Source organism: Thioclava arctica, from assembly GCF_040892615.1.
Taxonomy (GTDB): Bacteria; Pseudomonadota; Alphaproteobacteria; order Rhodobacterales; family Rhodobacteraceae; genus Thioclava; species Thioclava arctica.
This window is the reverse complement of the sequence record NZ_JBFRYC010000004.1, coordinates 137,940-158,304: the sequence shown is the minus strand read 5'-3', so window position 1 is coordinate 158,304 and position 20,365 is coordinate 137,940. Positions and strand designations below refer to the sequence as shown.

The 20,365-nt window shown below is 60.1% G+C and carries 19 protein-coding genes; 1 reads left to right on the top strand and 18 read right to left on the bottom strand.

Annotation, left to right across the window (positions count from 1 at the left end; genetic code table 11):
• Nucleotides 1–50: 50 nt before the first annotated feature.
• The 4 genes from AB4874_RS09090 to AB4874_RS09075 all read right to left on the bottom strand — a co-directional run bounded on the left by AB4874_RS09090 (nucleotide 51) and on the right by AB4874_RS09075 (nucleotide 4,350).
• Entirely contained in the window at nucleotides 51–1,256 is a 1,206-nt protein-coding gene (locus tag AB4874_RS09090) for a beta-ketoacyl-[acyl-carrier-protein] synthase family protein (protein WP_368391744.1), read from the bottom strand.
• Nucleotides 1,256–1,537, bottom strand: a complete 282-nt coding sequence (locus tag AB4874_RS09085; protein ID WP_295533319.1) for an acyl carrier protein — start codon at nucleotides 1,535–1,537, stop codon at nucleotides 1,256–1,258. Before AB4874_RS09085 ends, AB4874_RS09090 begins: the two co-directional genes overlap by 1 nt.
• A gap of 6 nt (nucleotides 1,538–1,543) precedes the next feature.
• Nucleotides 1,544–2,644 (bottom strand): UDP-3-O-(3-hydroxymyristoyl)glucosamine N-acyltransferase, encoded by a 1,101-nt coding sequence (gene lpxD, locus AB4874_RS09080; RefSeq protein ID WP_295533321.1) that lies wholly within the window; start codon nucleotides 2,642–2,644, stop codon nucleotides 1,544–1,546.
• A 65-nt stretch (nucleotides 2,645–2,709) separates the two neighbouring features.
• On the bottom strand, nucleotides 2,710–4,350 hold the full coding sequence (locus AB4874_RS09075) for a L,D-transpeptidase family protein (RefSeq protein ID WP_368391743.1): 1,641 nt from the start codon (nucleotides 4,348–4,350) through the stop codon (nucleotides 2,710–2,712).
• 313 nt (nucleotides 4,351–4,663) lie between these two features.
• Between AB4874_RS09075 and mepK the strand changes: the two genes are divergently transcribed.
• Nucleotides 4,664–5,218: a peptidoglycan L,D-endopeptidase MepK gene (gene mepK, locus AB4874_RS09070; protein ID WP_295537222.1), complete on the top strand. Its 555-nt coding sequence runs from the start codon at nucleotides 4,664–4,666 to the stop codon at nucleotides 5,216–5,218.
• 261 nt (nucleotides 5,219–5,479) lie between these two features.
• Here mepK and AB4874_RS09065 read toward each other — a convergent pair whose 3' ends face one another.
• From AB4874_RS09065 to uppS, 14 genes are all read right to left on the bottom strand, one after another.
• Entirely contained in the window at nucleotides 5,480–6,127 is a 648-nt protein-coding gene (locus tag AB4874_RS09065) for a cytochrome b/b6 domain-containing protein (protein ID WP_368391742.1), read from the bottom strand.
• Nucleotides 6,120–7,832, bottom strand: a complete 1,713-nt coding sequence (locus AB4874_RS09060; protein ID WP_368391741.1) for a tetrathionate reductase family octaheme c-type cytochrome — start codon at nucleotides 7,830–7,832, stop codon at nucleotides 6,120–6,122. Before AB4874_RS09060 ends, AB4874_RS09065 begins: the two co-directional genes overlap by 8 nt.
• A 208-nt stretch (nucleotides 7,833–8,040) precedes the next feature.
• Nucleotides 8,041–9,336 carry an APC family permease gene (locus tag AB4874_RS09055; RefSeq protein WP_368391740.1) on the bottom strand — a complete coding sequence of 432 codons (1,296 nt, stop codon included), beginning with the start codon at nucleotides 9,334–9,336 and terminating at the stop codon, nucleotides 8,041–8,043.
• A 99-nt stretch (nucleotides 9,337–9,435) separates the two neighbouring features.
• The gene (gene lpxB, locus AB4874_RS09050) at nucleotides 9,436–10,590 is read right to left on the bottom strand and encodes a lipid-A-disaccharide synthase (RefSeq protein WP_295537227.1); all 1,155 of its coding nucleotides are present in this window, start codon (nucleotides 10,588–10,590) and stop codon (nucleotides 9,436–9,438) included.
• Nucleotides 10,587–11,405 carry an LpxI family protein gene (locus tag AB4874_RS09045; protein ID WP_368391739.1) on the bottom strand — a complete coding sequence of 273 codons (819 nt, stop codon included), beginning with the start codon at nucleotides 11,403–11,405 and terminating at the stop codon, nucleotides 10,587–10,589. Before AB4874_RS09045 ends, lpxB begins: the two co-directional genes overlap by 4 nt.
• Nucleotides 11,402–12,199, bottom strand: coding sequence for an acyl-ACP--UDP-N-acetylglucosamine O-acyltransferase (gene lpxA / locus AB4874_RS09040; RefSeq protein ID WP_368391738.1), 798 nt, complete (start codon nucleotides 12,197–12,199; stop codon nucleotides 11,402–11,404). Before lpxA ends, AB4874_RS09045 begins: the two co-directional genes overlap by 4 nt.
• 5 nt (nucleotides 12,200–12,204) lie before the next feature.
• Complete coding sequence (gene fabZ, locus AB4874_RS09035; RefSeq protein ID WP_295537233.1) at nucleotides 12,205–12,666, bottom strand: 3-hydroxyacyl-ACP dehydratase FabZ; 462 nt, start codon at nucleotides 12,664–12,666, stop codon at nucleotides 12,205–12,207.
• A 101-nt stretch (nucleotides 12,667–12,767) separates the two neighbouring features.
• Nucleotides 12,768–13,547, bottom strand: a complete 780-nt coding sequence (locus AB4874_RS09030) for an OmpH/Skp family outer membrane protein (protein ID WP_368391737.1) — start codon at nucleotides 13,545–13,547, stop codon at nucleotides 12,768–12,770.
• Nucleotides 13,548–13,560: 13 nt separating this feature from the next.
• Nucleotides 13,561–15,798: an outer membrane protein assembly factor BamA gene (gene bamA / locus AB4874_RS09025; protein WP_295537237.1), complete on the bottom strand. Its 2,238-nt coding sequence runs from the start codon at nucleotides 15,796–15,798 to the stop codon at nucleotides 13,561–13,563.
• Between the two features lie 230 nt (nucleotides 15,799–16,028).
• Nucleotides 16,029–16,202, bottom strand: a complete 174-nt coding sequence (locus AB4874_RS09020) for a hypothetical protein (RefSeq protein WP_368391736.1) — start codon at nucleotides 16,200–16,202, stop codon at nucleotides 16,029–16,031.
• A 110-nt stretch (nucleotides 16,203–16,312) separates the two neighbouring features.
• Nucleotides 16,313–17,656: an RIP metalloprotease RseP gene (gene rseP / locus AB4874_RS09015; RefSeq protein WP_368391735.1), complete on the bottom strand. Its 1,344-nt coding sequence runs from the start codon at nucleotides 17,654–17,656 to the stop codon at nucleotides 16,313–16,315.
• 3 nt (nucleotides 17,657–17,659) lie between these two features.
• Nucleotides 17,660–18,838 (bottom strand): 1-deoxy-D-xylulose-5-phosphate reductoisomerase, encoded by a 1,179-nt coding sequence (gene dxr, locus AB4874_RS09010; RefSeq protein WP_368391734.1) that lies wholly within the window; start codon nucleotides 18,836–18,838, stop codon nucleotides 17,660–17,662.
• 3 nt (nucleotides 18,839–18,841) lie between these two features.
• On the bottom strand, nucleotides 18,842–19,639 hold the full coding sequence (locus tag AB4874_RS09005; RefSeq protein ID WP_368391733.1) for a phosphatidate cytidylyltransferase: 798 nt from the start codon (nucleotides 19,637–19,639) through the stop codon (nucleotides 18,842–18,844).
• The gene (gene uppS, locus AB4874_RS09000; RefSeq protein WP_295537221.1) at nucleotides 19,636–20,346 is read right to left on the bottom strand and encodes a polyprenyl diphosphate synthase; all 711 of its coding nucleotides are present in this window, start codon (nucleotides 20,344–20,346) and stop codon (nucleotides 19,636–19,638) included. The genes AB4874_RS09005 and uppS overlap by 4 nt, the downstream gene beginning before the upstream one ends.
• Between the last annotated feature and the right edge of the window lie 19 nt (nucleotides 20,347–20,365).

Below are 20,365 nucleotides of genomic sequence, written 5' to 3'. Positions count from 1 at the left end.
CAAGTGGCTGATAAATAATAAGAACGCCGCGCCTTGCCCGCGCGGCGTTTTTATATTGCGCGCAGGGCGAGCACCGCGTTGAAGCCGCCAAAGGCAAAGGCGTTGGACAAGACCGCCCCCACCTGAACATGGCGCGCGACATTGGGCACAACATCAAGATCACAGGCGGGATCAGGCGTTGAGTAGTTGATTGTGGGCGCGATCACCCCCGCGCGCAGCGCCATCAAACAGGCCACCAGCTCCACCGCGCCCGTCGCCCCGATGCAATGGCCGTGCATCGCCTTGGTCGCGCTGACCGCCACATGATCAGCCACCGCCCCAAACACCTGCCGGATTGCGGCGGTCTCGATCCGGTCATTGGCGGCTGTGCCCGTGCCATGGGCGTTGATATAGCCGACCTCGTCGGGGGCCATCCCGGCATCACTCAGCGCTCCCGCAATCGCGCGCGCCGCACTGTCCTGATCGGGCATCACGATATCGCTGGCATCGCAATTCATCGCAAATCCCGCGATCTCGGCCAGCGGCGTCGCACCGCGCGCAAGCGCCCCCTCGAGCGTCTCCAGCACGAAAACGCCCGCGCCTTCGCCCTGCACCATGCCATTGCGATCCGCGGAAAACGGGCGACAGCCATCGGGCGACATCACGCGCAGCCCCTCCCACGCCTTGAGCCCGCCGAAATTCAGCATTGCCTCGGCGCCGCCCGCCAGCATGCCCTCGACCATACCCGAGCGCACCATCTGAAATGCGAGCCCAATCGCGTGATTGGAACTCGCACAGGCCGTCGCCACCGCAAAACCGGGGCCTTGCAGGTGGTAGCGGATCGCAAGATGGGCCGGGGCGGCATTGGCCATCAGCTTGGGCACGGTCAGCGGATGCACCCGGTTCTTGCCCTGCGCATACACCGCGCGATAGGCGTCATTGGCGGTGCCATGCCCACCGCCAGCCGAGCCGATGATACAGCCCCAGCGCGCAGGATCGGGGGCGTTTTCCAGCCCCGCCTGCGCCATCGCCTCGGCCCCTGCAACCAGCGCATATTGCGTGAACGCATCATACAGCGCGAGCTTGCCCAGTTCGAAGCGATCCTCAGGGGCAAAGCCGTGGATCTGCGCGCCGATCTGCACGCTCAACCGCTCAACATCGCTGAATTGCAGCGCCCCGATGCCTGATCGCCCCGCCGCCATCGCGGCCTGTGTCGCGCCCACCCCCTCGGCCAGCGCGTTGATCGTGCCCGCCCCGGTGATGACAACGCGGTGCATCACGCGACCGCCGCTGAGGGCGTGTCTCCGGCGACCAGCTTTTCGACCGCGCGCACAATCGCGCCGACCGAGGTAATATCGAACTGCTCTTGCGCGGTCTCATTGGCGTTGAAGGGGACGGTGATGTCAAATCGCTCTTCAATGGCGAAGATCACCTCGACCAGTCCAAGACTGTCGAGCCCCAATTCCTCCAGCGTCATCTCGGCGCGCAACTCTTCGGGCGCGCGATGCGCTTCTTGGGCGATGATGGCGAAAACCTGATCGTGCACCTTAGACCTCATGCTCTGCTACGTATCGCCCCCTTTTTGCGTGAGTCGCGTAACAGTTTCCCGAAGTTCTTTGACTTGCGCAAACAATCTGGGCAATCGACGCAGCGATTTGTTGATTTCGACCTGAGTTTCCATCTTGACCGCCGGGCTGCCCCAGACCACGCGCCCCGAGGGCACATTGGTGAAAACATCCGTGCCGCCCCCGGTAATCACGTCATCACCGATGAAGATATTGTCCGACACGCCGACCTGCCCGGCCAGCACCACGCGATCCCCGATCGAGGTCGAGCCCGCAATCCCGACCTGCGCGCATAGCAGGCAATCACGCCCGACCTGTACGTTATGGGCAACATGCACGAGGTTATCGAGCTTGGTGCCCGCCCCGATTTTCGTCGCGCGCACCGTGCCGCGATCAATGCAAGAGTTCGCGCCAACCTCGACATCATCACCGATTTCGACCGTGCCGAGGGAATGGATACGCACCCAAGATTGATCTCGAATTTCAGCGTGTTTACCAAGGCTTGCGCGCGCTTCTTCAACCATCGACGGCTCGGGCGTGACAAAGGAAAACCCATCCGCCCCGATCCGCGCACCGGGTTGGCAGATGAAGCGCTCACCAATCACCACACGTGCGCCGATATGCACCTGCTCCAAAATCAGCGCATCGCTGCCGATCTGGGCACCTTGCGCGATGCTGACATGGCTGGCGATGCGCACATTCGCCCCGATCACCACATCGCGCCCGATCACCGTGAACGGTCCAATCGCCGCGCCCGACCCGATCACAGCACTTTCATCAATTATCGCACTTGGGTGGATGCCCGGCGCAATCTCGGGGCCCGGATCAAAGGCGCGCGACAGCCCCGCCATGGCCAGCCGCGGGCGCGTCACGAATATCGCAGCCTTCAACCCGTAGCTTTGCCAATCTGCCCCCTGCCACAAGATCGCAGCCTGTGCATGGCCCTGCCCCAGACCTTCGCCATATTTCGGGTTCATTGCCAAAGCGATCTGATCGGCTCGCGCGCTTGCGGGTTCCGAGGCGCTATGCACCACAAGGCTCAAATCGCCCACGGCCTCGGCCTCAAGCGCCTGCGCGATCTGCGCGATTGTCTGCGACATGAGAGCGGTCCTTTTGTCGGGTCAAACCTTAGCGGCGGGCCTGCTTGACACCCGTCGCGCTAGATTTAACCCTTCGATCCGGGCAATTCCACCCCAGCCCGTTGCAAGGCCGCGAAAAGCGCCGCATCCCGGCCATAGACATCGCGGCGATATTCCACATGGCCGGTGGGCGTTGGAAAGGCCGTGAAATAGACCAGATGCACTGGCACGGGCTGTTTCAAAGGCACCGTGGTCTCGCGCCCGGTATTCAGGATACGCTTGAATTCCGCGCGCGGATCGTCACTTTGCGCACCCAGCAAAACATACGCCAGATCAAAGGGTTGCCCTACCCGAATGCAGCCATGACTAAAGGCGCGGCTCTCTTTTTCGAACAGCGATTTTGACGGCGTATCGTGCAGGTAGATGTTCCATTTGTTGGGAAACAGGAATTTCACCAACCCCAGTGCGTTGCGGTTGGAGGGCGGCTGTTTCATCGCAAAGGGGAAGTTGCTCGCACTATAGGCGGCAAAATTCACCGCCGAACGCGGCACGACACGCCCCCGCGAGTCGATCAAATCCAGTTGCCCCGCCGCGTTGGGATTGCGCTGCATCATCGGCAGATATTCTTTGGTCACGATCGAGCGGGGCACATGCCAAGCGGGGTTGATCACCAGCCGCTCCATCTCGTCGGAAAACTCGGGCGTGCGCCGATCGGGGTTATTCTGCCCCACCACCGTGACCGAGCGGAATATTGTCTTGCCGTTATCCACAACGCGCACCGAGAAATCAGGGATATTCACCCAGACATAGCGCCCAGAAAAATCGAGCCCGTTCATCCAGCGCAAGCGTTCCAGCGCGACAAGGATCGACTTCATGCGATCTTCAGGCGATTGGTTGATCTCTTCCAGCGTGCCCGGCCCCACCACACCGTCGGGCGTCAGCCCCTGATCGGCCTGGTAGGCTTGCACCGCTTTTTGGATGGCGGCGTCATAGACAGCCGTGGCCGAACGCCCAAGATAGCCCATCTTTTGCAACCGGTCGCGCAGCGCAATCACCGCAAGGCCCGTGTCTCCGGGTTGCAATTTTTTCGCCGAAACGCGCGGCCCCCACCCGCCCTCTGCCAGTTGCTCTTGCAGGTCGAGCTTATCTTTCAAAAGCTGCGCATATTGGGGCATTTTCGGCGTCAGCGCGCGCAGGAACAGCGCCGGATTGGCGCTCGTGGCAAAGGCCGTCAAGCGGGCCTGTGGATCGGCGCGCATCGGCTCGCGCTTGATATCGGGCAGCACTTTGGACGGATCCAGAACGCCATGGGAAACATCATGGGCATAGTCGAGAAACACGCGGCTGAGGGCGACCTCTAACAAGCCCCGCTGGCGTTCCGATTGCACTGCGCCAAACCGCGCACGCAGCCCTTCGGGATCGTAATGCGCCTGCGGCAAGCCCTGCATTCCCGAGACATCGAGCGCGGAAAACAGCGCGGCGCGGCGCGGCGCGTCATCAGCGGAGGTCCAGATCGGGCGGTAATCGCGCGCGGCGTAAAACGCGGCAAGCGCGGGGTCAAAGGCAGCCGCTTCGGCGATCGCTTGGGTGAAACCGCTCAACTCAATTCCGCTGATCGGAGACATTGCTCCTTGGGCCGCGATCTGGGCCGTGCCCTGAGCGAGCGCGCCAAACGCTATCCCCGAGACTGTTGCCGCAAGAGCGACACCGCGCAAACCGAACCCCATAAAACTTGTCCCAACACCAGAAAACCCACTACCGATGTTTCAAATTAAGGTGGACGAGTCCAGAAAAGCTTTGTCAAAACTGCGCGAAAGCGGCGCGTATCAATCGAAAGATGCACCCGCGCAACAGCCAGAATCTTGGCGCTAACAGGCGGGTTCCTGCCGATTTTTAGTCACGTGCGCGTGTTCGACAATTCGATTCTTTATCGCCCCAACGGTCTATGCCATAACAGTGGCGAAGTTTGGGTTTAAGCTTTCGTTAGTCACCCGACGAACAGGGTGGAAACGAAGGACAGGCAACGACAGGACAGTGAGCATGACGACGATCTCCCGGCGCGGACTATTGGGCGCTTTCGCTGCGACCATGGTAACCGCAGCGCCGACGATGAGCAGCGCATTTGGTCTTCTTAAAGGTGCCGGCGATATCCGACGCATTCGAATGTATAACGGGCGCACCGGTGAGAGCCTCGATACGATTTATTGGATCGAAGGGGAATATATTCCCGAGGCCCTGAAAGAAGTGACCTATTTTGCGCGCGACTGGCGCACCAATCAGCTCAAAACCATCGACGCGCGCACGATTGATATCGCAGCCGCAGCGCATAACCTGATGGATATCAACGAGCCCTATCTCTTGCTTTCGGGATACCGCTCGCCCAAGACCAACGCGATGTTGCGTTCGCATTCCAAGGGCGTGGCGAAACACTCGCTGCATATGCAAGGCCAGGCCACCGACCTGCGGCTCAAGTCGCGTTCGGTCAGCCAGATGTATCGTGCCGCGTCTGCCTGCCACGCGGGCGGCGTCGGCAAATATTCGCGCTCGAATTTCGTGCATATGGATTGCGGCCCGGTGCGCACTTGGGGCGCCTAAACCCTTAGAATATGACACATTGATCTGAAAATAGCGTCGCTTTTGCGGCGCTTTTTCTTTTGCGCCCGCGCCCGGACTTGCAGCAGAAGGCGGCGTTTAAGCCGGCGTATCACTCGCGACAGCCACAGCCGCACTCCCCCATTTCATCTAGCCAGAAATACTCCCGCCGGAGGCTCCGACAGACGCCAAGCCACACACCATACCATGAAGAAGGGTCCCTGTTTCCAGAGGCCCTTTTGCGTTGGATCAGAAGCCGCCATGTCAGTCGATGACGCGCCCGGTTTGACGGAAATAAGCCTCTGCCTCGGGAGTCAGGTCGACCTGCTCATACCCCGTTACCATCGGGCGCACATGGTGGCGGAAGCCACCGATGGTGAGCAGATAGACATGGATCACCACAAAGCTTGCAATCGCGAAAGCCGCAAGAACGTGGAAGTTCGCGATGATCTGGAGGAAAAAGCTCCCGCCATCAAGATGATCCCAAAAGCCATAGCTGAGATACGCCAAGCCCGAGCTCCAGATCGCCGGGAACAACGCCATCTTCAGCACAAAATAAGAGGCAGCCTGAAGTGGGTTATGTCGATGTTCAAAGCTTTTCTTATAGGGATGCTTTTCCCCCTTGAAGACACCATAGGCGTAAAAGCGCGAGACTTGCCACATCCCCGAAAGCCGCGGCACGAACTGCCGCCAGCCGCCCGTAGTGAACAGCCAGAACGAGGCAAAAGCCCAAAGCACCAGCAAGGCCAGCGCCACGACCGTGTGCACCATCACCGCAAGGCCGAACGGACCCAACTGATGCAGCCCCAACAACCGAGCCCCAGTGAAGAACAGCAGCATGATCGAGACAACCTGCGACCAGTGCCACAGCCGGTTGAACCGCGAATAGACCTTAACGCAATGTTCAGCCATGATGATCCCCTTTTCCTTTGGAGCGGCTGATCACGCGCAGCAAGCCATGGCCTAGCGCCCCCAGCAAGGCCATCAAAAAGACCGCTAGGCCAATTTTACCGCCCAGATTGATCTCCGCGCCGGGCACATAAATCCCTGCGATATTCGCCATCCGGCCATCTTTCGCGTGGCAGCTTTCGCATTGCACGGCGTCTTCCTTTGGCGCGACCATATGGGTGATGGGCCAATACATGTAGGTATCGACAAAGCCGAAATCGCCCGAATATTCCGCGCCGACATAGTCCATCCCGGCCTGAAGCGATTTCTTCCAATCGTAATATTGCCACAGCGCCGTGCCATCCCCCGGGCCATAGACATGGTTATAGAGCAAGACTTCGCGTTGCTTGTCATAGGCTTGCGAGCCATCAAGACGCTTGAAGGGGAAAATCCGGCTATCCGCAGCCCCCGGCGTGCCGCCGATCTTGTTGATCTCGACAACCTTGGAGGGGTCGATTTTCTCCTCGGGCAACGTGTAGGTCATGACGCCGTTGGACCAAGCATAGACCGGCACGACATTCTCACCATATTCGAAATTGCCCTTGATCGTCAGATAGGTATGCAGATGCTTGCCATCGGATTGAACGTAATTCTCTTCCGAATAGGGTTTACCATCTTTGAGCTTGCCCGCCGTCGACCAGTCCCACTTGGTTTTGGTCGCGACGCCACCGCGCGCAAAGCTGGGGATATGACAAGTCTGGCAAGCCAGCGTATCGGTGTGATCATTCAGCTTGGCTGCGATCAACGCGTTCGGGCCCTTATGCGGGGTGTCCGTGTGGCAGGACTGGCACGCCGCCGCATCATGGGCGCTTCCGGCCATCCGGTCGGGATGGGGATCGACCACATCGGTCTGATAACGCGAGCCCTCAAACACATGCTTGTCCGAAACGTGGCAGGTTGCGCAGGCGAAATTGCCGCCATCGGGGGACATATGCACATCGACATCCAGCGGCGGGTTGAACAGCACCGAACTCAGATCGCCATGCTTCACGTTATCGCCGCCACCGCCGTAAAAGTGGCAATTGCCGCAATTGTCGCGCCCCGGAGGTGGCCCGACAGATTGCGCCGCCTCGGCCAGATCAACGGGCCAGGCGGGCTCGCCGGTGATGGTTTTCGCGCCCGCCGCGACGGGTTCCAGCGGAGGCTCGCCCGCCAAGTTATCTTGCTTGGTGTATTGGCCCGATTTGTCATGACAGACCAGACAATCCACCTTGGTCGGATCATCGGGCATCTGCGCACGAATATCGGTCCAGCCATAGCCGGTGTGACAAGAGGTACAGCGCACCTCATTAGACGCGACATTGCCACAAAACGCGTTCATCTCATGCGCTTTTCCCAGCAATTGCCCGGTCTTTTCGTTCTGATATTCCCATTTCCAATGCACCGAATGCATCACCTGATTGCCCGCCTCAGTGTGGCACGACAAACAAGCCTCGGTGACCTGAGAGCCCGAGGCAAAGGGCCCCTTGAGCTTCATGAATTTCGAATGATCCGCCGTACTGTCGGAAACCGGGTCGCTCATATGGGCGGGGGCCGATCCAGCGGGGCGTGATTGCGCACCGATTGCGGGTGTCTCCTCCTCGGGTGCGGCTTGCTGCGCATACGCAGGTAGCTGGCCCATCATTACGGCCGAGACGAGTGCCGTAATACACAATGCGGTCTGTCTCATCAGCTCTCCGATAGGTTTGGTCTTTGGCTGGAGATCATAACTTACCGCAATTCTACGTTCACGGATACGTTATGATGCGTGAACCTCTCGTGACCAACTGTCGCAGCTTGCTGTCACAAAGGCCTTAACAAGCGTGAGAGCGCGTGCAGGAACACGCCCTCTCGCCACTCGTTGGACGGGTCTTTGCGCGGCGGACATATGCCCGGCTTCACGCCGCTTTCGAGCCAAAGATACGGGTATTGATCACCTCAAACACCAGCGCAAATAGCACGACCCCGGCAAAGACCAGCAGTTCCAGATCATGCCCACCAAAGAGGTGATAGATGAAAAACAGCCCCAACCCGCCATTGCCAATCACCGCCAGCCACAGCAACACCGGATTGGCCCCCGTCCTTTGCCGCTGATTGAGCACATTGCCCAGCGGAATAAAGCTGTGCACCAGCAAGAAGGTCAGGCTCGCAACATCGCCGATCTGGCCCAGATCAAGGGTCAAGATCATCGCCATCACGATCACTACGGTCAGGATCATCGCGATATTGCCTTGGCGCAAAAACAGCCGCTTGGAGAGTTTGGGGCTGAGCTGCCCGGCCGATCCCATATAGGAAATCGTATTGGCAGCCGAAAAGGTATTGGCGTTGATATTGGTCATCGTTGAAATGATCGCTGTCAGCCCCAGCACCACGAACCCCGCCTGCCCCAAGACTGGCCGTGCAGCCTCGGCCAAGGCGTAGTTCTTGGCGGTCTCGATCGTATCCAGTGAGATCGAGCCAAACACCGCGATATCGAGCGAGACATAGACCAGTGCCACCACAGCAATCGCTATGAAGATCGCGCGCCCAATCGTGTCCGCACCCGCGCGCACGCTGCCCCCAGCATTGGCAATCACCGCAAATCCCGCAAACGACAGGTTCGCCAGCGCAACCGCATTGACGAATTTCCCGAAATCAAAGGCCACCGTGCCCTGATTTCCGCTATAGACCGAGGCGTTGAAATGGGTGAAGGCGATGACGGTAAAGCCCACTAAAACGACCAACTTGGCGATCACGAGGATCTTCTCGGAGATGCCCATGAACTTGATGCCTGCGGCATTCACCAGCAAAAACACCACCATAATCGCAATCGCGAGCGGGTCGGTCATCGCGTTGCTCAGTCCGAACACCTGCACCGAGTAGTGCGCGAAAGACTTCGCCACCAATCCCAGCACGATCGCGATGGACAGAAAATAGCACAGCGAAATCACCGACCCCGTCAGCCCGCCGTTCCAGCCCCGCGTCAGATATTCCGCGATCCCGCCATTGGTCTTCGAAATTTTCGACAAGCTGAAATAGGAATAGCCCGCCAATCCCGAGATCACACCCGCCGCCAGAAAAGCAGCCCAGGCATACCCGCCCGCAAGTGTCGAAATCTCGCCAAACAGCGCAAATATTCCCGCGCCGATCATCGTGCCCACGCCCAGCGACGTGACTTCGATCAGCGACAATTGAGAAGGTTTCGCTGCGGCCATATCAATCACCTTTGGTTGAAAAATGGGGCGCAGACGGAATTGCTCGCCCTCTTGTCGCGCAACGCGAACACCCCGCGCCATGTTCCTGAAACTGCGCGCTTACGTCTTTTGTAGAAACTCCAGAACCGAACGCGCGGCGCGCAGGCCCGGCGGGTCTCCGCCCTCGCCCAAGCGCTCCATTGTCAGCTCCATCGCCGCAAATTGCTCTGCGCGCGCATCGTCTTGTTCAAGCACCTGCAGCAGCTTGCGCGAGATTGCGCGCGGCTTGCAGTCGGGCCCCAGAAATTCAGGTATCGCGCGCGTATCCGACACCAGATTGACCAGCGTCACGGTGTCCACCTTCATCATCAGGTTCCAGATCAGATGCCATGTAAGGAAACTGGCGTCATAGGCAATGACCATCGGCACACGATTGGCGGCCAATTCAAGGCTCACCGTGCCGCTTGCCGCAAGGGCGACATTGGCTGCGGCAAAGGCCGCGCGTTTGTCGGCGGGCTGTTCGACCACGATCGGGGCGATGGGCCAGCGCGCAGACATTTCACGCACCATCGGGGCCACGCCGCGCACCGTGGGCAGCACCACGCGCAAGCCCGGCTCGCGATCGCGCAACTGCATCAGCGCCTCGTCAAATCGCTTGCCCAGCCGCTTGACCTCGCCCGCGCGCGAACCGGGCAGACACAGCGCCAAGGGTTGATCGGGGCCGATCATGTGGGTTTCGCGAAAGGCCGCGGCCTCGGCGGCGCTGGCGCGCTGTTCGGCCACCACCGGATGGCCAACGAAATCGCAGCTCATCCCGGCGGCCTGCATGTAGGGCGGCTCAAAGGGCAGCACCGCCAGCACATGATCGACCACCTGCGCCATCTTAGCCGCACGCCCCGGACGCCACGCCCAGACTGAGGGCGCAACATAGTGGACCACCTTGAGATCAGGGTGCTGTTCGCGCGCAAGCCGCGCCACGCGCAGGCAAAAATCGGGGCTGTCGATGGTGATCAGCGCATCGGGGCGCATCTCCACCACCGCCTGCGCGGTTTCGGCAATCCGGCGTTTCAGGTGGCGATATTTCGGCACCACCTCCATCAGGCCCATCACCGACAGTTCTTCCATCGCGATGCGGCTGTCCAACCCTTGCGCGGCCATCTCTGGCCCGCCAATCCCTTGCCATTCGATGCCCGGAGCAAGCTTTGCAAGCCCCTCCATCAGTGCCCCGCCAAGCTTGTCCCCCGAGGCCTCCCCCGCGATCACGAACAGCTTCATGGCGCACAGGCCCATAGGAACAGACCGGCGTCCTGCGCAGCGGCTATCACCGCGTCGCGTTCCAGCAACATCACGCCGCCCGCCTCAAAGGCGATGCCCGACAGCCCGGCTGCGGCCGCCTTTTGCACGGTACGCACACCGATGACTGGCAGGTCCGCGCGGCGATCCTGGCCCGGTTTCGGGGCCTTATAGAACACCCCGGATGCGGCCTTAAGATCATCGCGCAACCCTTTGTGAAGGTGCACGAAATCGAGCATCGCATCGGTACCCGGCAAAGTTTCGACCGCCAAGCACAACCCGCCCGCCACAACCGCGCCCTGACCAATATCGGCGCGCCCCAGATCGGCGACGATGGCGGCGGCGCGAGCCATATCGGCGCGGTCGCGGTCACTGGGCGCACCGCAGATCACGCCAGGGGCACAAACCAGATCGGGCGCGATCTCATGCGCGCCCACGACCTGAAAATCCCAATCCTCGAAAATCTCGATCACCGCGCGCAGGGTCGCATCATCGCCCCCCTGCATCGCCATCGCGAGGCGCGGCACAAGCTGGGCCGAGCGTGGGTCGATCAGCTCCATATCGACGCGCGGGCGCTGCAAGGCGCCGGCAAACACCACCTGCTTGATCCCGCGATCTGCCAGCGTATCGAGAAACGGCACCAGACGTTCGACGCGAAAGCGCAGCGTCTCGGGTGTGCCAATCTCGCTTGGCGTGCCCTCCATCTCACAGACCAGCAGTCCCGGCGCGGCTCGCGCAATCAGACCGGGCAAAACGCCCTGTCCCGCGATCAGCGCAATATCCCCGGACCCGCTCATTTATGCGGCGTCAGAAAACTGCGATCGGACGGGCCGAGAATGAAATCAATCACCTCACGCGCCAAATCGCCCTCGACCTTGCCCTCAGACAGACGGCGCGCAGAGTCGCGGAAATTACCCGTGGACAGCTCAGCAAATGTCGCGCGCAGCGCCGACAGCTCCTCGCGCGAGGTGCCACGGCGCTTGAGCCCCACCAGATTGAGCCCCTCAAGCGTGGCACGCGGCCCCGCAACCAGCGCATGCGGGATCACATCGGCCGTCACCATCGAGAGCGCCCCGATAATCGCGCCGCGCCCGATGCGCACCCATTGATGCACCCCCGACAGCCCGCCCACGATCACGTCATCTTCCAATACGCAATGACCTGCGACGGCGACCGAATTGACCAAGATCACCCGGTCCCCGATCTTGCAATCATGCGCGACATGGCAGGACGACATGAACAGACAGTCATCGCCGACCTGCGTCAGGCCACCACCGCCCTCGGTGCCGGTGTTCATCGTGACATATTCGCGGATGCGGTTGCGTACCCCGATCTTGAGGCGTGTCTTTTCGCCTTTGAATTTAAGATCTTGCGGGATCTGTCCTAGCGAGGCAAAGGGAAAGACCTCGGTTCCTTCACCGATTTCCGTGGCGCCCTGAATGACGACATGGGACTGCAACGTCACGCCGCGCCCCAGCACCACCTCGGGGCCGATGACGCAGAACGGGCCGATCTGGCAGTCCGGGCCAATTGTGGCGCCCTCTTCGATCACCGCCGAGGCGTGGATCTGCGCGCTTGGGTCGATGGTCATGCCGCTCAGCCCTGCAAGTCCATCATCGCGGTGAACTCGGCTTCGCAGGCCAACTCTCCTTCGACCATCGCGCGACCCTCAAACTTCCAGATCTTGCCACCGCCGCGTTTCACGTTGACATGCAACTCCAGCACATCGCCCGGCACGACCTTGCGGCGGAATTTGCATTTGTCGATGCCCATGAAATAGGTCAGCAGGTCGCGATCCACCACGTTGAGCGAAATCCCCACCACCACGGCCGAGGTCTGCGCCATCGCCTCTACGATGGTGACACCGGGCATGATCGGCATATCGGGGAAATGGCCCTGAAAATGGGGTTCGTTGCAGGTCACGTTCTTGATTCCGACCGCGCCCTTCATCGGCACGATGTCACGCACCTTGTCGATCAGCAGGAAAGGGTAGCGATGGGGAATGATACGCTTGATCAGCGCCAGATCAGCTTCGGTATAGGGGGCGGGTTCGGTCATCGAAAAGGCTCCTTCAACTCAGGCTGCGTCTGGTGCGGCCCGTTCGATTGAGTCGTTGCTAGCAACGGATCAGGGACTTGGCAAGGATTGCCGGGGTATGGTTAGTTCTTCAACTTGGGCATCGGCAGACCAAGAGGCGGCGTCGGATCGGGTGGGCTGCCCCCGTTCAGCGCAGGATCAGCACCCGTTTTGGCATTCGAATTGAGGCTGTCATCCACAAAAACGCCCCCATCCCCATTCGTGCTGCCTGTGGGCGCATCGGGGGCCGCGGGCGCCGTATTTTTGCTATCGGGTTGCGTACCAGTCGCGGGAACGCTGGCGGTCACCTGCCCTGCCCCATCGCCGACCTCGGAATCGATCCGTTCGCCCAGTTGCGCAGTCACATCCGCCGAGGCGAGGCCGCGAATGATCACCCGCGAATCCAGAACCACCTCGGCGCCGCGCGCGCGCAAAACCTCGTCCAGTTTGGGCATTACAGCTTGTAAAAACCCTTGCCGCTCGTTGTTGAGTTGCTGCTGGATCGCATCCGCCTTGGCCTTTTGCGCGGCGCGAATGGCAGTGGCGCGTTTGTCAAACACATCCGCAGCGGTTTGAAATGCGGCCGGGTCCATCTTGGGGCGGCGATCTGTCAGATCGCGTTCTTCGGCCTCAAGCTGAGCGGCGATGCGGTTGTTTTCGGTGCGCAGATCGGCTGACGCGGTCTCGATCTCGCGCGCCACCCGTTTGCCCCAGAGCGAATTGTCGTACAAACGCTCCCAGTCCAGCGTCAGAACCGGGGTTTGCGCCGCAGGCGGAACCGGGGACGCAGACGGAGCCTGTTGCGCAAGCCCCGGCGCGGCGAAACCCGCCAACACCAGAGCCAGAGCAAACGCACCTCTCATCCGATCAGACCAATCAGAATTGCGTCGACAAAGTCAGGTCGAAATTCTGCGGCTTGTCGTAGGTTTCTTTCTTGACCGTTTTCGAGAAATTCAGGCGCAGCGGACCAATCGCCGAGTCCCAGAAGATCGACACCCCAACAGCAGAGCGCACATGCATGGAGTCATCCACGGTCCCTGCTCCCGCTGTATTGTCGAGCCCCCAGACAGAGCCGACATCGAAGAACACACCACCGGTGACGCCATATTCTTCGGGCAGGCCGATCGGGAATTGTGCCTCGACTTTGCCGACCCAGTAGAAATTCCCGCCAAGCGCGTCTTGGTTGGCTGCAGCGGTATCACGCGGGCCGATGCCGTAGCTTTCAAAGCCGCGAATCTGGCTGCCACTATAGCGTTGCAGGATCGTGGTGCCGCCAGAGGCATGAACCGCGCCGCCTTCAAGCGAGGCGCGCAGCGTGACCTCTTCGTTCATGATCTTGCGCTCGCCCTGAATCTTGGCCGAGGTGATGCCGCCAGTAATATCACCGCCCAGCCCCCAGAAATCCTGCGAGACCGTGAACTTCATGTTGTAGCGCGGGTCAATCTGATCAATCGAGGTGTCGAACGTGTAAGTATATCCCGGACCGGAATAGACCCGCTTGCCTTCCTCGCTCTGCAAAATCGGCGATGAGGCGGTCGTGACATTTTTCAGCTCATCTTGACCAAGCTTATAACGCACTTCCAGACGGCCACGCTCGGAGACCGGGAATTCAAACGCCGGCGAAATCGACATGCGTTTGGTGTCGTAATTGGTGTTCGAAGCACTGCTCGAGGTGTTGTAATACGCCCCGAACGAGAATTTCACATTCCGTCCCAAGAAGCGCGGCTCAACGAAGCGCAGGCTTGAAGAGTTGTTATCCGTCGTCGTGCCAAGCGATAGGCCCAAGTATTGCCCACGCCCAAGGAAGTTGTTTTCCTGCAAGGACGCGTTCACGCCGACACCGTCCGTCGCACTATAGGACGCGCCGAAACCAAGCGAGCCGGTGGGCTGCTCTTCGACGTTCACACCCACAACGACCTGATCGGGAGACGAGCCTTGCTTGGTGTTGACATCGACATTCTTGAAATAGCCGGTGCCACGAATGCGATCAGCGGCGTTCTTGATTTCGCGCGGGTTGTAGGGGTCGCCCTCAACCGTGCGGAATTCGCGCCGTACCACCCGATCCAGCGTGCTGGTATTGCCTTCAATATCAATGCGCTGCACGAAAACGCGCGGCCCGCGCACCAATGCAAAGGTGACATTGACAGATTGGGTGCGCTGGTCTTCGGTAATACGCGGCTCGACACGCACGAATTGCGCGCCGTCCTTGATCGCCTGCTGTTCCATCCGCGTCACAACCAGATCAATCGCTTGGGGCGAATAGGTTTGCCCCGTGCTGATATTTGCCAGCTTGGCAAATTTCGCAGAATCCAGCTCGGGAATTTCTGAAACGGTATCGACCTTGTTGAAGTGGAATTTCTGCCCTTCAATCACGTTGAACGTCATGAAAAAGGCATCACGCTGGCGCGTCATCTGCGAGGATACACCCGTTACCTGCACATCTTTGAAGCCGCGCGACTGATAGAAATCGACCAGCTTTTGCTGATCCAGCGGAACACGATCAGGGTTGAATGTGTCATTTTTCACGAAGGTGCGGAACAAGCCAGCTTGTTTGGTCGCAAGCGCCTGACGCAAACGGCGATCCGAATAAGACCGGTTACCGGTAAACGAGATCCGCTCAACCGAGGTGATCTTGCCCTCTTTGATTTCAAAAGCGATGTCGACGCGATTGTTCGAGCGTCGGATCACCTTGGGCGTCACGCGCGCCGCCATCCGGCCATCTTGGGAATAGGCCTGCACCAGACGCTGGGCATCCGCCTCAACTTCTGAGGGTTTATAGACACGGTTCGGTTTGCTTTGCACGATCGAGGCCAGCTGCTCATCCTTGATGCGCTTGTTGCCCTCGAAGTTGATCACGCTGATCGTGGGATATTCCTGCACCTGAATAACCAATGTGCGGCCCTGAGGCGTCAGCGACACAGTTTCAAACAGGCCCGAGCCAGAAATGCGCTGATAGGCAGCATTTAGATCGGCCGCAGAAACCGCCTGATTACGAGCGATTCTCGCATATGCCAGAATCGTAGCGGGCTCGATACGCTCGTTGCCCACCACTTTTACCGAAGAGAAACTATATTGCTGCGCTTGGGCTACCTGGGGCACAGCCAAGCAAGCCATTGCTACCGCAGGAAAAACCACGCTCGCCCGAAGGGCATTTCGCGTCGCACAGATTCTGAGCACTGATTGCAAGCCGATCGACATCGCCCTCTCCCGCCAAGTATTCACTTTTCTTTTGTAAAGTGACTACCGAAGCAGGCCCGTCTTGTCAAAGTGCACAGCCCCCCATGACGCAACTATTTGCGTTGGGTTACGCAAGGGCCACAACTGATCGAAAGATATATGCTATTTTAGATGCGGTGCAGCAGGGCGGGATCAATGCCGAGGACATCGAGAAGCTGCACCCCGACCAAAGCCGCCCCCATCAGCGCCACAATCACCGCAACCGGTACCAAAAGGCGATCCGCGACGATTTCAAAGATCACGCCCATACCGCGGTAGCTTTCCGCAATCACCATACCCATAGCGCGATCCTTTTTCGGCACAAACCCACATATTCAACACCTATCGCCTGAAAATGGCGCAATTCAGAGCCAATTAGGGCAAAATTGCGGCAGCCGCGCCGAGCGGGACCTTAGCAGGTGATATCGTTCCACAGACCAAACAGCATCAGCGTAGCGACCAAAGCCAGCCCCACCGACATGAACACGTTCATCAGCCACTCGGACGGGGGCTTGCCCGCCAGCGCCTCATAGGCGTGAAACATCAGGTGACCACCATCCAGAACCGGAATCGGGAACAGATTGAGAAACCCCACCGCCGTGGAGAGCACCGCGATAAACCAGATGAACTCCAGCGGGCCGGATTTGGCCGCCGCAGCCGAGGTTTCCGCAATGCGCAGCGCGCCTGACAGGTTACACGAGGAAATCTGCTGCGCGATCATCGCCTTGATGCCGGAAACCGACTGCGCGACGATGCCATAGGTGGATTTCACCGCCCCCGTCAGCGCGTCTACCGGACCAACTGCGACCGTCATCGGGGTGAACATGTAGCTGCCCGTCGCGCCGATCAACAGACGGGTCTCAAACCCGCCTTTGCCATTGGGAATATCAGTGCGGCGCGGCACAAGCGTGACGTCAAACACCTTGGGCGCGCCGCCGTTTTCAGAGCGCCAGATCGACAGCACCATCGGCGCCCCATCGCCCGCCTTCACCGCGTCTTGCAAATCCGCAAACCGCCAGATCGGAGTGCCGTCAATCGCCGTAATCACATCACCGCCCTGCAGTCCCGCATCATAAGCGGCAGAGTTTGGCGCGATCCCGGCAAAGCGTGCCGGAAACAGCTGCGGTCCCGTCACATCCAGCGTTTTTCCTGCGCGTTCAACCGTGTAGGGCACTGTCGGCCCGGCAGGCATCTGATCAATCGCACTGTTCAAGGCGGCGTAATCCGAAATTTTGATCCCATTCACGGCCACGATCTTGTCGCCATGCTGCAGCCCAACCGCCCCTTGGGGCAGGGCCACGATAGTGTCGATATCAGGCGTATCTGTCGCCTGCCCTGACCACATTGTAAGCCCCGAAATGATGGCAATCGACAGGATAAAGTTGAACACCGGGCCCGCCACCACGGTCGCTGCGCGCGCCCAAAGCGGGGCGCCATGCATGGTGTGGCGACGCTCGGCATCGCTGAGTTGCGCCATCTCTTCTTCATCCGCGCCCGCCGAGGCCGCATTCGCATCGCCAAGGAATTTCACATACCCGCCCAGCGGGATCGCCGCGATCTGCCAGCGCGTGCCATGTTTATCCACCCGGCTCAGCAGCTTGGGGCCAAAGCCCAAGGAAAACACCTCGGCCTTGATGCCCGACCAGCGCCCGACGATGTAATGGCCAAACTCATGAACCGCCACGATGATCGAAAGCGCCACGACAAACGCGACAACAGTATAGAGCAGATTGCCGAACTGGGGCAGAAGATCCAAAACTCAAATCCTTTTTTGATCACAGAGCGCGAGGGCGAGCCTGCGCGCTTCGGTATCGGTGTGCAGCACGTTATCTAGGCTCATCGCGGCATTTCCAAGGCCCTGCCGCGCGCTCATGTCCGTCAAAACATCCTCGACCAGACCCGCCATATCGAGAAAGCCGATCCGGCCCGCGATAAACTGATCCAGCGCGGTCTCTTTGGCCGCGTTGAAAGCCGCCCCCGCCATCCCGCCGATCTCCATCACCTCGCGCGCAAGACGCAAGGCCGGGTAGCGCAGCGGATCGGGAGCGCGAAAATCAAGCTGGCCGATTTTGGCCAGATCGAGCCGTTCCACCGGCAGTTTATGCCGCGTCGGCCAGTTGAGCGCATAGCCAATCGCGTGGCGCATGTCGGGCACGCCCATATGCGCCATCAGCCCGCCATCATTAAACCCCACCAACGCATGCACGATGGATTGCGGATGCACGACAACCTCAATTCGCTCAGGCGCTATGGCGAAGAATTCTTTAGCCTCAATGACTTCCAAGGCCTTATTAAACATCGACGCGGAATCGATCGTGATGCGCTGACCCATGTCCCAATTGGGGTGGGATGAGGCCTGCGCGACCGTGGCCGCGGCCAGTTTTTCCATCGGCCAGTCGCGAAACGCGCCGCCTGAGGCCGTGATGATGATGCGCTCGACCGCCGCCATATCCTCGCCCACGAGGCCCTGAAAGATTGCGGAATGTTCGCTATCCACGGGCAGGATCGTGGCGCCATGCGCGCGCGCCTCGCCCAGCAGCAGCGGGCCAGCGGTGACCAACGATTCCTTATTGGCCAGCGCCAGCGTGCGCCCCTGAGACAGCGCCGCAAAGCCCGGCGCAAGACCCGCCGCGCCCACAATCGCCGACATCACCCAATCGGCGGGGCGGTGGGCGGCTTCGATCAGTGCTGCGGGGCCTGCGGCCACAGCGATACCGCTGCCGCCAAGCGCCTCAACCAGATCGGCGTAGCAATCCTCATAGGCGGTCACGGCGATCTCGGCCCGCAGCGCACGCGCCATCTCGGCCAGCCGCTTGATATTGCGCCCGCCCGTTAGCGCGACCGTGTGAAACGCCTCTGGCCCACCTTGGCGCATCAGCAAATCAAACGTGCTTTCACCAATAGAACCCGTCGCCCCGAATATCGAAATTCTGCGCATCGCTTAGCCTTCCGTGAGCGGCAGCGGCATCACTTGCGACAACAAGATAAGAAAAACCACCGCCCCCGTCAGCGCGTCAAAACGATCCAGCACGCCGCCATGGCCGGGGATCAGCGCAGAACTATCCTTGACCCCGACCGCGCGTTTGAGCGCGCTTTCCACGATGTCCCCCATCTGCCCGGCAAACGCCAGAAGCGGCGAAATCCAGATCAGCGAGGTCGCGGCCCCGAACTGCACGAAAACCACCCCGACAAGGGCAGCCCCAACCCAGCCCGCAACGGTGCCAGACCATGTTTTCTTCGGCGAAATCTTGGGCCAGAATTTCGGGCCACCCATCAGGCGTCCCACGAAATATCCAGCAATATCAGAGACAACCACCACAACGACGATCCAGAAGATCACGCTAAGCCCTGCCCCCTCGCGCAGCGCCACCAGACCATAACCTGTCAGCATGATCGCAAACGCATAGGCCGCGCCAACCAGACGCCGCCCGCGTGCATAGGCAAGCGCAAGGATCGGCACGATCAGCAGATAGAGCAGCGCAAACGGGCTGTGCAGCCAGAGCACCGCCACCAGCACTGCCGCCGCAACAAGCGCCAACCCGACCGCATTGCCCGCGCGATTGGGCGCGAGCATCATCATCAATTCCCAGATCATCAGCGCGCTGACCACGACAGCAAGCCCTGCAAAGACCGGCCCGCCCCACCAAATCGCGAAAACACCCACCACGACCATCGCCAGACTTGACGCAAATCGCGGCGCCAGATCGCCCCATTTGCCGCCCAGCTTTGGCGCGCTCACGGTTGCACCCCGCCAAAGCGGCGCTCACGCCCGCTGAAACGGGCCAAGATGTCGGTCAGCTCTTCGACCGTAAAATCAGGCCAAAGCGTTTCGGTAAACTCATATTCAGCATAGGCCGCCTGCCAAGACAGGAAATTGGAAATCCGGGTTTCACCAGATGTGCGGATCACCAGATCAGGGTCGGGCATGCCCACCGTGTCAAGCCGCGCGGCCAACGCTTCATCATCGATATCCTCGGCGGCAATGCGACCCTCTGCGCAATCGAGCGCCAGCTGGGCGGCAGCACGGCGCAGCTCATCGCGCCCGCCGTAATTGATTGCGACCGCCAGCGTCAGGCGAGTATTGGTCTTGGTGCGTGCTTCGATCGCGTCCATCGTTTCGCGCAACGCCGGATCAAGGCGCGAGCGATCCCCGATAAAGCGCAGATTCACGCCTTCAGTGGCCAGCGCATCCGCCTCGCGCCGGATCATAAAGCGAAACATCTTCATCAGGCCAAGCACTTCGATCAGCGAGCGTTTCCAATTCTCGGTCGAAAAGGCGTAGATCGTCATGTAGCGGATGCCCAGATCAGGGGCCTCGCGCACGATTTTCTTGATCTGCTCAGCGCCCTTGCGATGGCCCGCCAAACGTGGCCAGCCACGCCGTTTGGCCCAGCGCCCATTGCCATCCATGATAATCGCGACATGGCGCACGCCATAATCGGTCATAACAGATGCGGGGGCCTTC

What these genes read in the sequence shown, in the direction of transcription:
- AB4874_RS09090 (WP_368391744.1), bottom strand. Translation starts at nt 1,256, where the DNA reads ATGCACCGCGTTGTCATCACCGGGGCGGGCACGATCAACGCGCTGGCC.
- AB4874_RS09085 (WP_295533319.1), bottom strand. Translation starts at nt 1,537, where the DNA reads ATGAGGTCTAAGGTGCACGATCAGGTTTTCGCCATCATCGCCCAAGAA.
- lpxD (WP_295533321.1), bottom strand. Translation starts at nt 2,644, where the DNA reads ATGTCGCAGACAATCGCGCAGATCGCGCAGGCGCTTGAGGCCGAGGCC.
- AB4874_RS09075 (WP_368391743.1), bottom strand. Translation starts at nt 4,350, where the DNA reads ATGGGGTTCGGTTTGCGCGGTGTCGCTCTTGCGGCAACAGTCTCGGGG.
- mepK (WP_295537222.1), top strand. Translation starts at nt 4,664, where the DNA reads ATGACGACGATCTCCCGGCGCGGACTATTGGGCGCTTTCGCTGCGACC.
- AB4874_RS09065 (WP_368391742.1), bottom strand. Translation starts at nt 6,127, where the DNA reads ATGGCTGAACATTGCGTTAAGGTCTATTCGCGGTTCAACCGGCTGTGG.
- AB4874_RS09060 (WP_368391741.1), bottom strand. Translation starts at nt 7,832, where the DNA reads ATGAGACAGACCGCATTGTGTATTACGGCACTCGTCTCGGCCGTAATG.
- AB4874_RS09055 (WP_368391740.1), bottom strand. Translation starts at nt 9,336, where the DNA reads ATGGCCGCAGCGAAACCTTCTCAATTGTCGCTGATCGAAGTCACGTCG.
- lpxB (WP_295537227.1), bottom strand. Translation starts at nt 10,590, where the DNA reads ATGAAGCTGTTCGTGATCGCGGGGGAGGCCTCGGGGGACAAGCTTGGC.
- AB4874_RS09045 (WP_368391739.1), bottom strand. Translation starts at nt 11,405, where the DNA reads ATGAGCGGGTCCGGGGATATTGCGCTGATCGCGGGACAGGGCGTTTTG.
- lpxA (WP_368391738.1), bottom strand. Translation starts at nt 12,199, where the DNA reads ATGACCATCGACCCAAGCGCGCAGATCCACGCCTCGGCGGTGATCGAA.
- fabZ (WP_295537233.1), bottom strand. Translation starts at nt 12,666, where the DNA reads ATGACCGAACCCGCCCCCTATACCGAAGCTGATCTGGCGCTGATCAAG.
- AB4874_RS09030 (WP_368391737.1), bottom strand. Translation starts at nt 13,547, where the DNA reads ATGAGAGGTGCGTTTGCTCTGGCTCTGGTGTTGGCGGGTTTCGCCGCG.
- bamA (WP_295537237.1), bottom strand. Translation starts at nt 15,798, where the DNA reads ATGGCTTGCTTGGCTGTGCCCCAGGTAGCCCAAGCGCAGCAATATAGT.
- AB4874_RS09020 (WP_368391736.1), bottom strand. Translation starts at nt 16,202, where the DNA reads ATGGGTATGGTGATTGCGGAAAGCTACCGCGGTATGGGCGTGATCTTT.
- dxr (WP_368391734.1), bottom strand. Translation starts at nt 18,838, where the DNA reads ATGCGCAGAATTTCGATATTCGGGGCGACGGGTTCTATTGGTGAAAGC.
- uppS (WP_295537221.1), bottom strand. Translation starts at nt 20,346, where the DNA reads ATGACCGATTATGGCGTGCGCCATGTCGCGATTATCATGGATGGCAAT.